The 16,959-nt window shown below is 47.5% G+C and carries 17 protein-coding genes and 1 tRNA gene; 8 read left to right on the top strand and 10 right to left on the bottom strand.

Annotation, left to right across the window (positions count from 1 at the left end):
* Positions 1-93 precede the first annotated feature (93 nt).
* The 3 genes from AWQ21_RS10880 to AWQ21_RS10870 all read left to right on the top strand — a co-directional run bounded on the left by AWQ21_RS10880 (position 94) and on the right by AWQ21_RS10870 (position 2,445).
* Positions 94-879, top strand: coding sequence for a D-alanyl-D-alanine carboxypeptidase family protein (locus AWQ21_RS10880; protein WP_198159639.1), 786 nt, complete (start codon positions 94-96; stop codon positions 877-879).
* Positions 880-948: 69 nt separating this feature from the next.
* Positions 949-1,791: an SWIM zinc finger family protein gene (locus AWQ21_RS10875; protein WP_065714558.1), complete on the top strand. Its 843-nt coding sequence runs from the start codon at positions 949-951 to the stop codon at positions 1,789-1,791.
* Between the two features lie 105 nt (positions 1,792-1,896).
* Positions 1,897-2,445 carry a hypothetical protein gene (locus AWQ21_RS10870; protein WP_065714557.1) on the top strand — a complete coding sequence of 183 codons (549 nt, stop codon included), beginning with the start codon at positions 1,897-1,899 and terminating at the stop codon, positions 2,443-2,445.
* Positions 2,446-2,697: 252 nt separating this feature from the next.
* Here AWQ21_RS10870 and AWQ21_RS10865 read toward each other — a convergent pair whose 3' ends face one another.
* The 4 genes from AWQ21_RS10865 to AWQ21_RS10850 form a co-directional block, all read right to left on the bottom strand.
* Positions 2,698-3,243 (bottom strand): hypothetical protein, encoded by a 546-nt coding sequence (locus AWQ21_RS10865; RefSeq protein ID WP_065714556.1) that lies wholly within the window; start codon positions 3,241-3,243, stop codon positions 2,698-2,700.
* A gap of 318 nt (positions 3,244-3,561) precedes the next feature.
* Positions 3,562-4,047, bottom strand: a complete 486-nt coding sequence (gene apcD, locus AWQ21_RS10860) for an allophycocyanin subunit alpha-B (RefSeq protein ID WP_065714555.1) — start codon at positions 4,045-4,047, stop codon at positions 3,562-3,564.
* Between the two features lie 180 nt (positions 4,048-4,227).
* Entirely contained in the window at positions 4,228-6,792 is a 2,565-nt protein-coding gene (glgP, locus tag AWQ21_RS10855) for an alpha-glucan family phosphorylase (protein WP_065714554.1), read from the bottom strand.
* A 214-nt stretch (positions 6,793-7,006) separates the two neighbouring features.
* Positions 7,007-7,095: transfer RNA gene (locus tag AWQ21_RS10850), tRNA-Ser, on the bottom strand.
* Positions 7,096-7,175: 80 nt separating this feature from the next.
* Here AWQ21_RS10850 and AWQ21_RS10845 point away from each other — a divergent pair.
* Positions 7,176-7,757 (top strand): TIGR04376 family protein, encoded by a 582-nt coding sequence (locus AWQ21_RS10845; RefSeq protein ID WP_065714553.1) that lies wholly within the window; start codon positions 7,176-7,178, stop codon positions 7,755-7,757.
* 41 nt (positions 7,758-7,798) lie between these two features.
* Positions 7,799-8,383 (top strand): Uma2 family endonuclease, encoded by a 585-nt coding sequence (locus AWQ21_RS10840; protein ID WP_065714552.1) that lies wholly within the window; start codon positions 7,799-7,801, stop codon positions 8,381-8,383.
* Between the two features lie 98 nt (positions 8,384-8,481).
* On the opposite strand, the gene AWQ21_RS10835 is transcribed toward AWQ21_RS10840, so the two are convergent.
* Complete coding sequence (locus AWQ21_RS10835) at positions 8,482-11,025, bottom strand: NACHT domain-containing protein (RefSeq protein WP_065714551.1); 2,544 nt, start codon at positions 11,023-11,025, stop codon at positions 8,482-8,484.
* A gap of 146 nt (positions 11,026-11,171) precedes the next feature.
* Between AWQ21_RS10835 and AWQ21_RS10830 the strand changes: the two genes are divergently transcribed.
* Together AWQ21_RS10830 and AWQ21_RS10825 are read left to right on the top strand one after the other, a co-directional pair.
* Complete coding sequence (locus AWQ21_RS10830; protein WP_157094744.1) at positions 11,172-11,429, top strand: hypothetical protein; 258 nt, start codon at positions 11,172-11,174, stop codon at positions 11,427-11,429.
* A gap of 34 nt (positions 11,430-11,463) precedes the next feature.
* On the top strand, positions 11,464-11,982 hold the full coding sequence (locus AWQ21_RS10825; RefSeq protein ID WP_065714549.1) for a DUF2726 domain-containing protein: 519 nt from the start codon (positions 11,464-11,466) through the stop codon (positions 11,980-11,982).
* Between the two features lie 114 nt (positions 11,983-12,096).
* Here the strand turns inward: AWQ21_RS10825 and AWQ21_RS10820 are convergent, their stop codons facing one another.
* The 3 genes from AWQ21_RS10820 to AWQ21_RS10810 all read right to left on the bottom strand — a co-directional run bounded on the left by AWQ21_RS10820 (position 12,097) and on the right by AWQ21_RS10810 (position 14,324).
* The gene (locus AWQ21_RS10820; protein ID WP_065714548.1) at positions 12,097-13,392 is read right to left on the bottom strand and encodes a homoserine dehydrogenase; all 1,296 of its coding nucleotides are present in this window, start codon (positions 13,390-13,392) and stop codon (positions 12,097-12,099) included.
* Between the two features lie 76 nt (positions 13,393-13,468).
* Positions 13,469-13,948 (bottom strand): hypothetical protein, encoded by a 480-nt coding sequence (locus AWQ21_RS10815; RefSeq protein ID WP_065714547.1) that lies wholly within the window; start codon positions 13,946-13,948, stop codon positions 13,469-13,471.
* A gap of 88 nt (positions 13,949-14,036) precedes the next feature.
* Positions 14,037-14,324 (bottom strand): YggT family protein, encoded by a 288-nt coding sequence (locus AWQ21_RS10810; protein WP_012307731.1) that lies wholly within the window; start codon positions 14,322-14,324, stop codon positions 14,037-14,039.
* 264 nt (positions 14,325-14,588) lie between these two features.
* Here AWQ21_RS10810 and AWQ21_RS10805 point away from each other — a divergent pair, with 264 nt between their 5' ends.
* Entirely contained in the window at positions 14,589-15,074 is a 486-nt protein-coding gene (locus AWQ21_RS10805) for a hypothetical protein (RefSeq protein ID WP_157094743.1), read from the top strand.
* Positions 15,075-15,090: 16 nt separating this feature from the next.
* Here AWQ21_RS10805 and accC read toward each other — a convergent pair whose 3' ends face one another.
* Positions 15,091-16,437: an acetyl-CoA carboxylase biotin carboxylase subunit gene (gene accC, locus AWQ21_RS10800; protein WP_065714545.1), complete on the bottom strand. Its 1,347-nt coding sequence runs from the start codon at positions 16,435-16,437 to the stop codon at positions 15,091-15,093.
* 111 nt (positions 16,438-16,548) lie between these two features.
* Positions 16,549-16,830: a hypothetical protein gene (locus AWQ21_RS10795; RefSeq protein ID WP_065714544.1), complete on the bottom strand. Its 282-nt coding sequence runs from the start codon at positions 16,828-16,830 to the stop codon at positions 16,549-16,551.
* Positions 16,831-16,959 lie beyond the last annotated feature (129 nt).

Below are 16,959 nucleotides of genomic sequence, written 5' to 3'. Positions count from 1 at the left end.
TCGGGGTTTTGCCAGAGAATTTTTCCATTATGCAAAAAGCAACATAAGATAGAACCACAAAATATTTAGGGAGTGCAGCGGTAGGAATTGAGCGTGTCCGAAGAATTTGATGACCTCTCTGTCCTGGATGACATTGATATTCCTGAGGTCGTGCGGGATGAAGATCCAGAGCAAAGCGAAAAAACCACAGGATCTAACCCCAAACAACGCCTACTGTTAGGGTTGGGGGGAATTCTCATTGTCGGGTTGGGGGCGATCGCCTCGCGCCAGTTTTTTCAGGCAACCCCAGACCCCGTTGCTCCAGAGGATGTCCCCAGCGATGTTTCTACGTCCGAACAAGGCACCAGTGACGCCGAAACGACCGAACAAATTCTCGGTCATTTCCCTTATCCCGAAGCCGAGGCCAGTGAACTGGTAGCCATTAGTGCTGATGGTCGCTTGAAATTGCGCCCTGCCGCCGCTGAAAAATTTCTCCAAATGCAAGCCGATGCCAGACAAGCTGGGATCAATTTAGCCTTACTTTCTGCCTTTCGTACCATCGAAGAGCAACAATATCTATTTTTTGACATTAAAGAACAACGCGCCCAGGACACCACCAAACGGGCCGAAGTGAGTGCGCCTCCCCGCTACAGTGAACACCATACGGGCTATGCCATTGATCTAGGGGATGGCAATGTGCCAGCGACCCATCTCCAGGAAAATTTTGAAGAGACAGCGGCGTTTCAGTGGCTCCAAAATAATGCCGCTCGCTATAGTTTTGAGTTGTCTTTCCCCAGGGATAATCCCCAGGGTATTGCCTACGAGCCTTGGCATTGGCGGTTTGTGGGGGATCAAGATAGCCTCGAAACGTTTTATAAATCCCGCAATTTGAATCCGTAGCCCATTTCTTGGGAAACTATTCGGAGAGACAAAGGTGATGGGCGTACATTCTCAGAGGAATATTCGGTTATGTTAGAAACCCTCGATCAACAGCGTTGGTGGGTACAGCGGTGGCTAGAATTGTTAGATTCTTACCGCTTTAAAAAACGCCTCGAACGGGCCCGCATCTATGCAAAAGCAGGCAATGTGTTGCAAATTGATTTCGTCGAGGCCCAGGCGATCGCCCTCGTGCAGGGGAGCGAACCAGAACCCTACCGTGTTTCCCTAAAACTAGAACCTTTTAGTGACGAAGCTTGGGGCTATGTGGTGGAAAGTTTAGCCCAAAAGGCGCTATTTTCGGCCCAACTGTTGGCCGGGGAGATGCCCGCAGCCATTGAGCAGGTCTTCACGGAAAATGGTTTGAATTTGTTTCCCTTTACCCTGGCGGATATTCACTCCCGCTGTACCTGTCCCGATAAAGCCAATCCCTGTAAACACATTGGCGCAGTCTACTATCAACTCGGCGATCGCTTTAACGAAGATCCCTTTGTGATTTTTCAACTGCGGGGCCGTACCAAGCAACAAATCCTCGATGCGCTTCGGGACTACCGACGGCAACATTTCGCGACGGAAACTGCGGCTAATTTACCCAGTCATGACCAAGCAGAAATTGAAACATCCCAACCGCAACAGCTCCCTGAGACCATCGATGTAGAACAGTTTTGGCAATATGACCATCCCCTCGATCCAGATTTGGTTGTGATTACGCCGCCCACTGATGGCACCACGAGCCTCGATCTCCTGGGGGCGATCGCCCTCAATCCCGAAGATGCCCAAGCTTTCCAAAGTTACCTCAATTATGTCTATGGGATGGCGAGTCAAAAAGGGTTAATGCGGGCCTTACAGGGGTTGAATGCGAGCGAATCAGCCTAAATCCAGAAAAATTCGCTAGAATCAGAAGCCGATTGCCTTGAAATGCAGAAAAAAGGCCACAATAGATCTGTTTTTTAGTGGTTTTGCTTGGAGCATATTGAAATTATGTGGATTATTTCCTTTGTGATTGGTTGTGGTGTTGGTGCGGGGGCGTTTTACCTCGTCAAAAAAGATGACCTGAATCGCCTAGGCACCTTAGAGACGGAACTTGGTCAACTGCGGCGGGATTTGCAAACCAGCGAAGCCAACCACGAGCAACGGTTACGGGAGGCGATCGCCACCTTGCAACAGGAATATCAAAGCAAAATTGCTACCCTCGAAGCACAACTTGCAGCGGCAAACAATCCGGCCCCAGCAGCAACAGCCAGCCCGAAGCATACAGTCCCTGATACCCTAGAACCGCCGATCCTGGCCGCCACCATCCAACCCCGCACGGACTCTACCCCCGTCTTGGTCAGTAGCCCCAGTGGCAAACCCTGCATTCCGCCAATTCTCGCCCAAGGAGTAACTTTCCAGACCGTCGAAGCGGCGATCGCCTCCTTTGAACCGCCAATCCTCGCTGCAGAAATTCGCTGTCGCCCCGAAACCGCTGGCCCCAACCTCGCCACCCCCAGCGGCAAACCCTGTATTCCACCGATCCTCGCCCAAGCCTAAAAATCTTTCCCTAGAGAAAAGCCGAAAAAATCCTCCCTTGAGGGAGGTGGCCGTCAGGTCGGCGGGTGCCATTCTCCCCTTGAGGGAGGCGGCCGCCAGGTCGGAGGGTGTTATTCCCTAAGACAAAATAGCCCCCTTACTCCCAATCTTGGGGGCAACCACCTAAGAATTCACAAGAAAAATCTCCTAAACTGCCAGGGTTTTAGGGGTGAAGATTAGGAAACAATCAATTGTTTTTGACATGCTCAGACTTTAGGCCGCTTGAAGAATAGACCAAAATTGAGCGATTTCAATCTGAAGCTGGGAAAATAAATATCCCCCTAGGGCAAAGCTCCCCAGACCCATGCCACTAAGGATGAGAAAAACCTGCCACACCCGATAACCGCGAATCTGCAAATCTAGGTGACACAAAATCCCCGCTGAGAGCAATACGAAAAAACGGACAAATTGCTCTAACCAACAAACAATCAATACTGCCGCAAAGGCCCAAGCTAAGACCGAAATAAAAGCCTTGGCATCGGAGCGCAACCAAGTGCCAAATAACAAGTGCATCATACGCATGGGGGCCATTAACACCACCATCAGGAGAAGTACAAGTCCTCCCCCGAAACCCCAGGCCATCTTTAAGGCGATCGCCTGATCAATGGGCCAGAAAAACCACGTTTGATGCTCTAAAAGCCATGTCTGCCATGCTGGGATCATTTCTCCCACCAGCCAACCAAACACCCCATAGGCTAAACAAAAAAGCCCCAGGGAAATCCAAGGAAAGTCATGCTTTTGGGCGCGTGATGCTGTCATCTCTATTCTTTACCCATGGACGAATCTGCTACTTGCTAGCATACCCAACAACAACCCTTCCCTGGGGAAGGTGGCTGAAAGCCGGAAGGAATTCTCCCTTGAGGGAGGTGGTCGTCAGGCCGGAGGGTGTCATTCTCCCTTGAGGGAGGTGGTCGTCAGGCCGGAGAGTGTCATTCTCCCCTAGAGGGGAGCTAGAGGGGTGGCCCTGGGGAAGGTGACTGAAAGCCGGAAAAGCAATAAAAAATCAGGGTGCGAAAACAGCCCTGATCCCCAACGGAATAATTTAGTTGCATTAGACCGCGATCGCCTAGCTCGAACCTAGGACATCGCTTGGGCAATGAAGTCAAAGTAGGGAGCCGCAATTCTTGCTTCCTCTGAATCAAGCACACCAAGAGCGGCATCCTTGAGACAGCGAATCGCATCGACCATCCCAGGCACCGGTACACCGAGGGCGTTATACATTTCTTTCACCCCAATCAAGCCAATCCTTTCGATGGGATCCTTATCGCCAGCGAGGATACCGTAGGTGACCAGACGTAGGTACCAACCGTAGTCCCGCAGACATTGGTTATATTGCTTAGTGGTGGCCGCATTTCCGCCCGCAGTTCGATACTCTGGGTGGATGCTAAACAGTTGCTTTTGGGCTTGGTCAACGATTTTCTTTTCGTTGTCGGCAAGGGTCTCCGCAATGCGGATCCGTACCGCCCCAGTGGCTAAAAAGTTTTTAATCCCCGAGAGTTCACCGCTGCTGGGATAGCGGAGTTCGTCATCGGCTCTCAGGATAACTTGACTAACGACGCTCATATTATTGCTGTTTTAATAAATGGATTCTTGCTTAGTTTAATAGCTTAGACTATTGTCTCACAAGGCATTCAGGCTTTAATGATTGCCCGATAATTTTAAGAAACGTAAACTCTCTCAGGGAAAGTTCTTCCCCAGTATAGGGGTAAATTGCCATTGGGATAGTCTCTCGGACGGTTTGTCCTAGGCCCACCGGATGAGACGGGGCTCGGTGGCATCGTCTAGGTGGGGATGGTGGGGGAGGATACGTAAGGCCATGCCTTGATAGCCACTTCTTTGGTATTGCACAACCCCTTGGTAGATCGCTTTTTGGTCGGGGGTCATGCCCTGGAAGGTCATGGGACAACTTTCGCCGTCAATGAGTTCGTCTTGGTCATTGATAGTGCCGAGGTAAATTTGCACGGCCAGATCGTTGGGGGTCAGGGCTGCAAGATCAAGGATCGCTTTGACATGGACGGGCTGTTGAATGTCTATTTCAGCAGACTCTGCGACATCAAAGGCTTCGATGCGGATGTTGTACCAGGCCTTAAAGAGTTGGGATTTCCAATCGGCAAGTTCTTGGACGGCTTGGTAGTGATTGTCGCTGAGTTCAAAATGGCGATCGCTCAATTTAAAATAGGCTTTTTGGGCATAGTCCCGGAGCATTCGCGACGTATTAAACATGGGGCAATTCAGGCGAATCGCTTCCTTCATTTTATTGACCCACCCTTCCGGCACATCAAAGCTATTGCGAGTGTAAAAGAGGGGGACAATTTCTTTTTCTAACAATTCATACAGGGCGCTGGCTTCTACCCGGTCTTGGTAGTCTTGATCATCGTAAATTTCCCCGTGGCCGATCGCCCAACCGGTGCGGGTATAGTCGGCCTCATCCCACCAGCCATCAAGCACGCTTAAATTTGGTAAGCCATTCATCGCCGCCTTCATCCCAGAAGTCCCAGATGCTTCCCTAGGTCGTCGGGGAGTATTAAGCCACACATCGCACCCAGATACCATTTTACGGGCAATGTGAATATTGTAGTTAGGTAAGAAGACGACGTAATCTTCGAGGCCTTCTTCCTGGACGGTATGGATGATGTTGCGGATTAGCTCTTTCCCCGGAATATCCTTTGGGTGCGCTTTCCCGGCGATAACAAACTGCACTTGCCGCTCTGGATGACCGAGAATAATTTTTTTAATTCGTTCAATGTCATACAAAAAGAGGTTGGCCCGCTTGTAAGTGGCAAAGCGGCGGGCAAATCCAATGGTTAAAAGGTTGGGCTTGAGCACTTGGCGGGCTTTGGCGATCGCCGCTTCGGTGGCCCCTTGTTTTTGCAGTTGCTTGGCGAGGTGCTGTCGAATATAGACAACCAGATCGGAACGTTGGCGCTCGTGGTTACGCCACAGTTCTTCGTTGGGGATGGTGCTCACTTTCTGCCAAATGTGACTTTCGGCGGGGGCTTCATCCCAGGTGGGCGCTAGATAACGGTCGTAGAGATCTTGGGTGGCGGGGGCGGTGACACTGCGGGCATGGACACCATTTGTGATCGAGGTGATTCCAACTTCATCACGGGGAAAATCAGGCCACAAACTATGGAACATTTCCCGGGAAACTTGGCCATGGAGTTGACTTACACCATTAATGAACGCACTGTGTTTGAGGGCAAAGATCGCCATGTTAAAGGGTGCTTCTAAATCCCCCGTATTTTCCCGGCCCAGGCCCAAGAAGCGGTCTGGAGAAAGGCCAAATTTTTCGGCATAGTGACCCACATAATGGAGGGTTTGCTCCGGAGAAAAGAGATCAAACCCGGCCGATACGGGGGTGTGGGTCGTAAACATTTGGGTCGAGAGGGCAAACTGTTGGGCATGGCGGAAGGTTAAGCCCTGCTCTTGCATTAGTTTGCGGATGCGCTCCAGGATCAAAAAGGCACTGTGGCCTTCGTTCATGTGATAGACCGTTGGTTTGTAGCCTAGTTTTTCTAGCATCCGCACGCCACCAATCCCCAGGAGGATCTCTTGGTGGAGCCGCAGATCGCGATCGCCCCCGTAGAGTTCGTCGGTAATGTCGTGATCGTAGGGGTTGGTATTCTGCTCAATATTGGTGTCAAGCATATAGAGGGGCACCGTCCCCACATCAATGCGCCAGACCCGTGCATAAACGATCCGCCCCGGAAATTCCACTTCAATAATTAACTCGTTCCCCTGGTCATCTTTTTCTAAATGGAGGGGCATATTGTAGAAATCATTGATCGGATACTCTTCCTGTTGCCAGCCGTCATGGTTGAGATACTGGGCGAAATACCCCTCCTGGTACAGTAAACCCACGGCTACGAGGGGTAAACCGAGATCGCTGGCAGATTTGAGGTGATCTCCCGCAAGAATCCCCAAACCCCCTGAATAGATCGGCAAACAGTAACTGAGGCCATACTCTGCACAGAAATAGGCGTAGCATTCTTTTCCTTTGGTTTCGCCCCGCGCTTTGTGGTACCAGGTGTGTTGTTGGAGGTAGTCATCGAGCTGTTCAATGGCCCGTTCCATGTGGGCAATAAAACCGTCATCCTTAGCCAGTTCATCGAGGCGGGCTTGGTCAACGCGACCCAACATGGCCACCGGATTATGGCTCGTCTGTTGCCATAGGTCTGGATCGAGGCGGACAAAGAGGCTTTTTGCGGCGACATTCCAATCCCAGTGGATGTTGTGGGCGAGGCGGCGCAAGGGTTCCAGGACAGGGGGTAAAACGGCTTTGACCTGAAACTTGTGGGTCGGTTTCATGGGAAAAATCCTTCAACGGACAGCGGAGTTATCTGTCTTTAATAAATAGCGAATTCCCTTTGATTTTCTGGCGATCGCCCCTGGGGAATTTATAAATCGATAGAACTCCACACATTTCTTTTGAAAGCCCAAGGGATTGGGCAAACACTAAAAAATCCCGTCAATCGTAGCGGTTTGCGGGAAGAAGTAGAAATATATTCAGTTAGGCTTGGTACGGAGAGAGAGGGATTCGAACCCTCGGAGCCGCGTACACGACTCGGCACATTAGCAATGTGCTGCTTTCGACCACTCAGCCATCTCTCCTGGCGTGACGATAAATGATTGTAGCAGACCTCCTTAAAAAAAGCTAACCTAAAGTCAGCAATTGTGAAAACGGCGAAATTATGGGTCTTTTTAGCGAAGTTGGGCAGTTTTTTGAGACGCGATTAGAGGAATTTCTCAAGGCGCATCCCCAGTTAGAACTCCAGGCGATCGCCGAGCAACTCCAGGAACAAGAACAAGAAGCCAATCGCCTCACCCAGGATCTACAACGGCAACTGACTCAGGTGGAGCAACAAATCGCCCAGGTGGCCCAGGATATCCAACATTGGCACCAGCGGGTACAACAGGCCGAAGCGGGCAGAAGACCGGATCTCGCCAGTGCTGCCAAAGCGAGGGAAGCGGCTCTCCTCCGCCAGGGGAACCAACTCTGGGGCAAGATGCAAGGCACCAAAAAACGCATTGAACAGGCCCAGTCTCTCTTGGTGCAGCTCCAGCAAAAACGCCAGGAAGTGAAGCAAAAAATGGATGAACTGCAAGCATCTCAAAAAGTGGAGGATGCCTACACCAGCAGTTGGGAAAGTTTTAGTGGCTCCAGTGGCGATCGCCAAACTTACAATAGTGCCACTGATCCCCTCGAAGCCCAGTTCCAAAAATGGGAAATGGATGAACAAATTCGGCAGATGAAGCAAAAAATGGGCCGCTAGTTTTTCACCAGGCGACTCAGCTTAGAATGAGGAAAATAACAATGATTGCAACACCTAAGTTTCCAGAAAAAATGACTGCTGCGGAATATCTCCAGTGGGAAGAACGGCAGGAACTTCGTTATGAATATATTAATGGTGAAATTATTGCGAGGGCTGGAGGAACGTTGCCTCACAATGATATTGCACTTAATTTTTATAGCCTCCTACGGCCTCATTTGAAAAAACGAGGTTGTCGAGTAAATGTATCTGATGTGAAAGTGCAGGGGAAAGCAAATCGGCGTTATTTTTATCCGGATCTGGTAGTAAGTTGTCATCCTGAAGATCTCAAAGCCCGTAAATGGATTCAGTATCCGAAAGTAATTGTTGAAGTTTTATCGCCAAGCACTTCAAATTATGACAGCAAAGAAAAGTTGAAATATTATCGACAAATTCCTAGCCTAGAGGAATATATTTTGCTTGATTCTGAACACATTTATGTGGATCTTTATCAACGACAAACGGGAGAAATGTGGGGTTATCGAGATTTTGGAGTTGACGATACGCTGGTTATTCCTAGCCTCAATTTTGAATGTGCGGTGGCGGATATTTATGTTGATGTAACATTGGCCGCAGAGGATAAAATATAAAAAGTGGTCATCAACAAAATTTTGTTGATCTTTCAATAAGCTATTGATGGACTTCCTTATAGTTTCCTAAAATTTGGGAACAAAACAATTTTCAAACTCTATACTGTAATGTTCCATAGTTGTAAAAAATTAACATAAGAAAGATCTTCACACAGGTTAGCCAAGCTTACTTCTAGAAAATATTTTAAGAAGGACATTTTTTTATTAATTCGATAGTTATCATCGAGGCTTAATAAGCTTAAATGACGTAGAATGACATCACTAAGGAGTTGAGGTCTTTGAAGATTTTGAAGAGACAATGAATATATTAATAAACTTACAGTGCGCAATATATCAAAATGGATAAAACTGTTATTCAAACAAAATTCAAGATATTTTTTGAAGTGGCTACAGGCAAATAAATCTATCTTGTGAATTTTCACAATTTCGATAAGAACATAGTTGAATGACAAATGAGCTTGAAGATTGAATGAATCCCGATTTTGCAGCATAGCATTCATAGTACTATCTAGCTTAGAAGTGTTTTCACCCATAATCAAAATCAATTGTTGTATGACTAAGCCATTCAAAAATAAGTCATTTCCTATTATAAAGAGGTAATTAATCAATTGAGATTGATCTTTTGAAATAATTTCATCAACTTTTTCTTTTGATAACTTGTTCTCTTCTTTGATTTTATCAAAGTTTTTTTCATATAAAGAAAACAAAAAATCATTTTTTCTCTTTATCGCTGTCCAAAAATCAAATGATACATTGTAAGGATTTTCGTGTTCACTAGGTCTAAAATCAATTCTACATTTTCCCTGTTGATGCATCCATACTCCTAATTTTTTAACGAGCCACTCTGGTTCGGTAAAATCTCTAGAGAATTGGTATTTATTGATGCTTTTACTATAAAATGAAGGAGTAAGGGCAGATAAAATGTAGATGTCACTTCCTAGATTTTCAGTATAACGCGGGTCAAGTTCTTGATAGGCATCAAATATTAGACCTTTAGAATATGCTGCTTTATAGTATTGAAAATATTTCCAGTTTTGTGTGTAGAATCTGCAAATAGATCTGATTAGCTCCGTCTTCTCTTGATTGCTTTCTGTCATTCCCATCCAAAATAAAAAGACTTCTCTAAATTTTGGGTTAAAGAAATTATATTTACTAGAGTCTAATCTCTTCAGAGGGAAGAAAAAAGAAGCTTCTCTAATTGCATAAGCTGCAAAATATTCGGCAAAAGTCAGATGATAAAAAGCATATATATATTTCCCTTTACTTTTACCAATAATATTCAGCCAGCCAAGCTTTTCTGCTAGCTCTAGTTGATCATTCAAGATTTGTACAACAAATGATTGATCTAATACTTTCTCTGCATCGAACATTCTCTTTGCAAGTTCACCTAAAGCTTGATTTAATTTTTCTTCTGCTAATATTGAAATATTGAATTTATTACGTCCACGCTCTCGCTCATAGACAAATCCAACAAATTCACTATAAAGTTCAGCTTTCGTCTGCGGTAACTCTTGATTTTCATCCCAGACACTACATAACATAACCAATCGCAGTGGATTTTTAATTAAGTCTCTTAATCGATTCGCTCGATCTTCTCTCAGTTGATTGATTAGCTTTTGACCTTGATCTAGATTTTGACCATACCATTGTTTAATAAAATTCGTAACTTGTTCATCGGAAAATGCTAATGAACGAAACACATCAAATGTAAAAAAGTACTGCCTACCCGAAGCTTCCCAAAGGTTTAAACGACAGGATAAAAACACCCGGACATTTTTCAAGAAGCCTTGTAGATCGTTACTTAAATCTCTTGTGGGATGTTCAGACCTCATTTCATCTAAACCATCCAACAACAAACAAAAATACTGACTACGCAGTAACCCTTTAAATTCTTTAATTATTTCATCTGAAATTAAAAGCTTTTGTAACTGTAAAGCTTCATCTAGCCAAGTTCCACAAAGATAATCTTCTAATTTTCGGTCGAGTAAAGATAAGGAAATAAAAATTGGGGGTGGTGAATTAGGTTGTTGAATTAAATAATCACCGATCTTTTCCATCCATGTACTTTTACCTGCCCCTGGCTCACCTACAATCACTACAGATTTAGAGGGTTGCCCTACGATCTCATCTAAAAAAGTATCATGCTCAAAAGTTTTTTCGATTTCTTCTTCTGGCACCTCATATTGACGCATCCCCCGTGAGCTATCAAAACCAGAGTATTTAGATTTTTCTTGCCTTGATTTTGGCTTGACTAATCCCAAAGGTACATAATCAAGATTAGGATTAGGATTTAACAGACCTCGACGAGTTCTCAATTTTTGCTGCTGATCTGCAAACTTATCCGAACAAATTTTATACCAATCATATTTTCTAATACTCTCTTTTTCAATTTGTTCGACTATATCTTCAATGTCTAGATCTAACACTTCACATATAGCAAGTGCATTTTTATATCTAACTGGTTCGCCTTTAAAAAATCTCGATACCGTTTTTTCAGATTGAAAGGAAGCTGCTTCTGTCATAATTTCCAAGTAACTATAGGCAGCTCCCTCATAGTTCAGCTTTTGTCTTTGCGCCTTAATTAATTCTTTTTTGCCTTTTGATGTTGCTTTTACGCTATCAGTGTCGCGATGTGTACTCATAGTGACTACTGCCGAGAACCTCTTCCTAGTCTAACTTTTTCCGAAATTTTCAACAGACAAATAAGACATTTAGATACAGTCCTATTTGTCGAGTCTTAGAAGAGATGAAATTTGTAATCTGGTTGCAGAGTTCAAACAGGTACAACATGACCACAACACAATTAAGTCTCTTCCCAGAGCAAAACACAATGCTTTCATTTCCCCACCGTAAAACCCCGCATTTACACGTCATCAAGCTACAAGTCACCACAAAACGTGCTGCTGCCATGCTTGGTGTCGGAGAATCGACCCTCTGCCAAGCAAAACGCCGAGGTCAGACCATTTACCGCAAGGACGATATGGAAGCCCGCTACGTCGGCAAAGGCAAAAAAAGCTTCCTCTGGATGATCGTCCAATACCGCTAAACACTACCCATTAACATTTTTTAGGAAATTTCCCATGAACGTATTACCGAATACCGATGCTTTCGTGACCTCTGCCCACAACATCAACTTTCAGAATGGTGAAATCATCAATGATTACGAAGCCTTTATTCTCGAACTGATTGAAATGTTGCTTGGCGATCGCTATCGATGCTGGGGACAAATTCCCTTGGGAGTTATCTGTGCTCGTCCCGATGATGTACCCTACTTGCCAACAGATTTATTCAAGTTTTGGGCAAATTCTAGAGTTGATATCGCCTTACTGGAAAAGAGAATCGGTGTAAGTCGCAAAGCAAAATTGGTAATCGAGTGCCAATCCCACTGGCATGACACCCACGAAGCTCAGATCCGCGATCGCCTAAAATCCCAACTACTCCAATCGGCGGGTATTCCCCTAATTTATGTCCGCCGTGTGGATACCGATAGCCGTTTTTATCGATTTTTTACTCCAGACCAAAGCCAAGAAGTGCTGTACAACATCATCACCCAGGCCGGAAAAGATGAACTAAACGAATTTCTTTGTCAATTTCTTTAAGTTCGGTGGCGATCGCCTTTTGGGTTAGTGCTGAGGGGCGATCGCTGCATTGAGTAATACGCAAAAAATCCTCCAGAAATATGGAGGATCTTTAATTATGAAGTTGGGCGATTACTAGAGGACGCGGAGAATACTGGGTACTTCCTTGATTGCCTCTAGACCTTCAATTTCCCGCAGGGCTTCCCGGAAGTTTGCCTCATGGACATCATGGGTCACGACCACAATTTCGGCGCAATCATCCTGGAGACCAATCTGAACGACCGATTCTAAGCTCACTTGGTGCTGCCCAAAGCAAGTCCCCAGGTCGCCGATCACACCGGGCAAATCCCGCGACAAGAAGCGCGCATAGAAACGCGTTTTTAGGGTGTCGATGGGCAAAATTTTGCTGTAATGCTCGTGGGTACAGCCCAGGAGCGGGTTGAGCTTCTGCACCACTTGGTCAGAATGCAACAGACCTACCACATGGACAATGTCAGAAACCACTGCACTGGCCGTCGCCCCAGCACCAGCCCCAGGGCCATAGAACATTACCTGGCCGAGGGGTTCTCCTTCCACGAGGATCGCATTAAAGACACCATTCACACTGGCGATAGGATGATCTTCTGGCACCAAAGTTGGGTGAACCCGCAATTGCAGGGCATCTTCTTCGAGGTCGGGCCGTTCGGCGATCGCCAATAATTTGATCACAAAGCCGAGCTTAGTTGCGAAACTAATATCCACCGCACTAATGGAGCGAATGCCTTCGCAGTAGACATCTTCCCGATTAATTCTGCCACCAAAAGCCAAGGAAGCGAGAATGGCAATTTTGTCCGCCGCGTCGCCCCCATCCACATCGGCGCTGGGATCCGCTTCGGCATAACCCAGTTTTTGGGCCTCGGCCAGCACTTCCCCAAAATCTGCCCCGTGCTGGGTCATCTGGGTAAGGATATAGTTTGTGGTGCCATTGATAATGCCAATGACACGGGTAATGCGGTTCACTCCTAAAGATTGCTTGAGGGGTTTGATGATCGGAATACCACCGCCCACGGCCGCCTCTAGGAGCACATAAACCCCTGCTTCGTTCGCTGCGGTGTAAATTTCTTCGCCGTACTTGGCAATGACTGCTTTGTTGGCCGTGACCACATGTTTCCCATGGGCGATCGCCTGAAGAATTAAAGTCCGTGCTGGCTCTAGGCCGCCCAACAACTCAACCACCACCTGAATCTCTGGATCTTTGACGATTGCCTCCAGATCGGTGGTTAGGCAGCCCGCTGGTAAATCAATGTTTCGGGGCTTATCCAGGGAGCGCACCCCTGCCCGTTTCAAAACCACTTCCCCCAACAGCGGGTGGCGGCCCTGGGGCGACAGCAAAATCTCTGCGGTGCCCGTGCCGACCGTTCCTAAGCCAAGTAAACCAATTCCGATAGCCACAATGTTTTCTCTAGTGCAACGTCAAGATAATGTTTCCATTATCCCCCATTACCTGATCTCCAAACTTCAGGATCAACTACTTCCGATAGTGAATTTCTAAAACATAAGGGTAATATTGCCGCTGTGTCCGGGAGCCAACCCAAACCTGATACTGTCCTTTCTGCCATTCGCCGCGAATTGCCGGATTTTGGCCCACCGCATCATCATTGCACCACACACCACCGGGGCCTTTGACCACGAGTACCGTATCCCCTGAACTTTCAACGCTCAGTTTTAAATCATTAAAAAATGTCATCAAGCTGAGGCGATGATCCGCATGGCTGTCAATAAACCCGACACAAGGCCCTGTGGGAGTATCTTCGATCCCCAAGAAATCTGCAGCCTGTTCGCTGCCACCACTGACTCCCCGCAATAGCTGCGGATTTGGGGCAAAACTCGGTCGTAACTGGAGATTTTCAAAGATGGCTTGCTTTGGTAACGGCTGAGCCATCACCGGGGCGATCGCCAGTCCCATACCCCAAGCCCCCGTCAAAGCCAATAAACACCGTCGCCACATATCAAATATTCTTCACTTATTGCCAATGTTATCTCGCTAGACGCGGATCAAAAGCCTGGGGTTCCAATGGCCCGCCCCTTCAATCTAACTAACGCAATAACATGACCAATAGACCCTGTTGACCCAAGAGCACCTCTCGCAGGAGGGTGACGATCCCGACCCAAATCACGGGGGAAATATCAATGCCTCCTAGGGGCGGCACCAGTTTTCTCGTCGGGGCCAAAAGCGGTTCCGTCGGTAACACGACCAAACTAAAGGGCAGTTTCGTTAACTCCGCCTGGGGATACCAAGTGAGCACAATGCGGAAAATGAAAAATAGCGTCATCGCACCCAACAGCAGGTTGAGGCCCAAACTGGTCACAGCTAACCAAGACATCGCATTCACCAAAAAAATTCATCACGTTAAGACTTCATTTAATTTAACTTAACTGCGACCTTGATTTTTAGCGAATCCATCGAGAATAGGGGCAAAGACCTGGGATTTTTAGAAACTGCATCAGTCTACCTGGGGAGCCACTATTAAAGTATTGGCTATCTGTTTTAACCATTGCCCCTAAAAAAACTGGAACGCATTATGCAAAGGGCGATGGTGAGCACCGTAAGCCAAGCCATAAACAAACAAAATTTAAGGACAAAAGCCGTGAAAAAGTTTATTCTACCCGTCTTCTTTCTCTGTGCCCTCAGCCTCGGTGGTTGCGGCATGGTTCAGGAAATGATTTTTGAAAAAGCAATTGAGGCTGGCTCCGGCGAAAAAGTTGATATTGATATGTCTCAAGAATCCGTCGATATCAAAACCAACGAAGGAAATCTGTCTGTCAGCAGTGGCGACAATGTCAAACTTCCTGACACTTTCCCCAAGGACATTTATTTCGACAAAAATGCAGAAATTAGAATGGCGATGGATTTACCGGAGGGGGTTTCTGTCACCTTTGTCAGCAACGAAAGTGTGGCTGCTGTCAAGGACAAATACACCGCAGAAATGGCGAAAAATGGTTGGAGCCAAGAGATGACCATGGATGTTAACGGGCAATCGATGTTTGGATTTCAGAAGCAAGACCGCGCTTCCCAAATCATGATCTACGAAGATCAGGGGCAAACCTTGGTGCAGGTGACTGCGAAGAAATAAAGGCGTTGCCAGCCTTCTAGGGCAACATGTGCTGCTGGATAAAATTGGTATCGACATCAGCCGCCAAAAAAGCCGGGTGATTCAGAATCTTTTGGTGGAAGCCGATGGTGGTAGACACCCCAGTAATGGCACATTCTCGGAGGGCGCGCTTCATGCGGCGAATGGCGGTGTCTCGGTCTGGCCCCCAGACAATTAGTTTGCCGATTAAAGAATCGTAGTAGGGGGAAATTTCATAGTCGGTGTAGACATGGGAATCCATCCGCACGCCGGGGCCACCGGGGGGAAGATAGCCGCTGATTTTGCCAGGGGTCGGCCGGAAGTCGTGGTCGGGATCCTCGGCATTAATCCGGCACTCGATGGCATGGCCATTAAGATGCACTTGGTTTTGATTCAGGCTGAGGCGATCGCCTTGGGCGACTTTAATTTGTTCAGCGATCAGATCTAGTCCTGTCACCATCTCCGTCACCGGGTGTTCCACCTGAATCCGGGTATTCATCTCCATAAAGTAGAAATCCCCATTCTTATCCACGAGGAATTCCACCGTTCCAGCCCCGACATAATCAATGGATTTCGCCGCTTTGACTGCTGCTTTCCCCATTTTGTCCCGGAGTCTGGGAGTGAGAATCGCGCTGGGCGCTTCTTCGAGGAGTTTTTGGTGTCGCCGTTGGATCGAACAATCCCGTTCCCCTAGGTGGATCACATTGCCGTATTGATCCGCGAGGATCTGAAACTCAATGTGGCGGGGCCGTTCAATAAATTTTTCGATATAAACGCCGCCATTGCCAAAGGCTGCCTCTGCTTCCCCCTGGGCCGCTCGGTACAAACGGGGTAATTCTTCGGCGCTCGGCACAAGGCGCATTCCCCGGCCACCACCACCCGCCGTGGCTTTGATCATCACGGGGTAGCCAATTTGGGCCGCAATTTCTAAGGCTTGTTCTTCGGAGGCCACTAAGCCAGCACTCCCGGGTACGGTGGGCACCTTTGCTGCCTGCATCGTTTTTTTGGCGGTGGATTTATCTCCCATGGCGATCATCGCTTCCGGGGAAGGGCCAATAAAGGTAATTTGGTGGTCGGCACAAATTTCTGCGAATTTAGCATTCTCAGCCAGAAAACCGTAGCCTGGGTGGATTGCGTCGGCGTTACTGCTGAGGGCCGCAGCGATGATATTGGGAATGTTGAGATAGCTTTTGCTGCTCTGGGGCGGGCCAATGCAAATGCTCTCATCGGCGAGCTGAACGTGGAGGGCTTGGCGATCTACGGTGGAGTGGACGGCGACGGTGGCAATGCCGAGCTCCTGACAGGTGTGGATAATGCGTAGGGCAACTTCTCCGCGATTGGCGATGAGAATCTTTGAAAACTGCATGGTGTTCCGTTGGCGTTTGCGTCCCCAGTGTGATGGGTAGCCAACATTATCATGGTAAGGGGTATCCCTCGGCAAGCGGTGATCGCCCCGGAAAAGACTTTCGCGATTTCTCTAAAACAAGCCCCGCCGAAATTCGTCATTTTCACCCCGGTCATCTGTTTGGTAGCGGGACGGGGGGCGATCGCTACTCCAGGCCCACCAAACAGTGCCACATTGACATTCATAAAACTCCTGCCAGCGACGACGGTGTAGGGCATCAGTCACTGGGGCATAACGATTTAACCAGGCCCGTTTCGCATCATGGGGGAGCGCTTCACAACTAGGACAATGGAAACTGAGGGCGTGGCTGGCATTTTTGATCCACTCAGGCGGATAGGGACTAAAGGCATCCATAGGCACGGACAAAAGAGGAACTTGCCTACCATGGTAGCGACTTCCCTGGGAATTGTTAGGGGCCTTGGTTCAGGCTTTGGGGATATATTTCCCAAGGATGACTGGGCCGTTTGATCTCAAAACGTATTA

Source organism: Picosynechococcus sp. PCC 7003, from assembly GCF_001693255.1.
Classification (GTDB): domain Bacteria; phylum Cyanobacteriota; class Cyanobacteriia; order Cyanobacteriales; family MRBY01; genus MRBY01.
The sequence above is the reverse complement of the archived record's forward strand: the minus strand, read 5'-3'. Positions and strand labels throughout refer to the sequence as shown.

What these genes read in the sequence shown, in the direction of transcription:
- accC (WP_065714545.1), bottom strand. Translation starts at nt 16,437, where the DNA reads ATGCAGTTTTCAAAGATTCTCATCGCCAATCGCGGAGAAGTTGCCCTA.
- AWQ21_RS10810 (WP_012307731.1), bottom strand. Translation starts at nt 14,324, where the DNA reads ATGTCTTGGTTAGCTGTGACCAGTTTGGGCCTCAACCTGCTGTTGGGT.
- AWQ21_RS10845 (WP_065714553.1), top strand. Translation starts at nt 7,176, where the DNA reads ATGGGTCTTTTTAGCGAAGTTGGGCAGTTTTTTGAGACGCGATTAGAG.
- AWQ21_RS10795 (WP_065714544.1), bottom strand. Translation starts at nt 16,830, where the DNA reads ATGGATGCCTTTAGTCCCTATCCGCCTGAGTGGATCAAAAATGCCAGC.
- AWQ21_RS10840 (WP_065714552.1), top strand. Translation starts at nt 7,799, where the DNA reads ATGATTGCAACACCTAAGTTTCCAGAAAAAATGACTGCTGCGGAATAT.
- AWQ21_RS10865 (WP_065714556.1), bottom strand. Translation starts at nt 3,243, where the DNA reads ATGACAGCATCACGCGCCCAAAAGCATGACTTTCCTTGGATTTCCCTG.
- AWQ21_RS10830 (WP_157094744.1), top strand. Translation starts at nt 11,172, where the DNA reads ATGACCACAACACAATTAAGTCTCTTCCCAGAGCAAAACACAATGCTT.
- apcD (WP_065714555.1), bottom strand. Translation starts at nt 4,047, where the DNA reads ATGAGCGTCGTTAGTCAAGTTATCCTGAGAGCCGATGACGAACTCCGC.
- glgP (WP_065714554.1), bottom strand. Translation starts at nt 6,792, where the DNA reads ATGAAACCGACCCACAAGTTTCAGGTCAAAGCCGTTTTACCCCCTGTC.
- AWQ21_RS10875 (WP_065714558.1), top strand. Translation starts at nt 949, where the DNA reads ATGTTAGAAACCCTCGATCAACAGCGTTGGTGGGTACAGCGGTGGCTA.
- AWQ21_RS10870 (WP_065714557.1), top strand. Translation starts at nt 1,897, where the DNA reads ATGTGGATTATTTCCTTTGTGATTGGTTGTGGTGTTGGTGCGGGGGCG.
- AWQ21_RS10835 (WP_065714551.1), bottom strand. Translation starts at nt 11,025, where the DNA reads ATGAGTACACATCGCGACACTGATAGCGTAAAAGCAACATCAAAAGGC.
- AWQ21_RS10815 (WP_065714547.1), bottom strand. Translation starts at nt 13,948, where the DNA reads ATGTGGCGACGGTGTTTATTGGCTTTGACGGGGGCTTGGGGTATGGGA.
- AWQ21_RS10825 (WP_065714549.1), top strand. Translation starts at nt 11,464, where the DNA reads ATGAACGTATTACCGAATACCGATGCTTTCGTGACCTCTGCCCACAAC.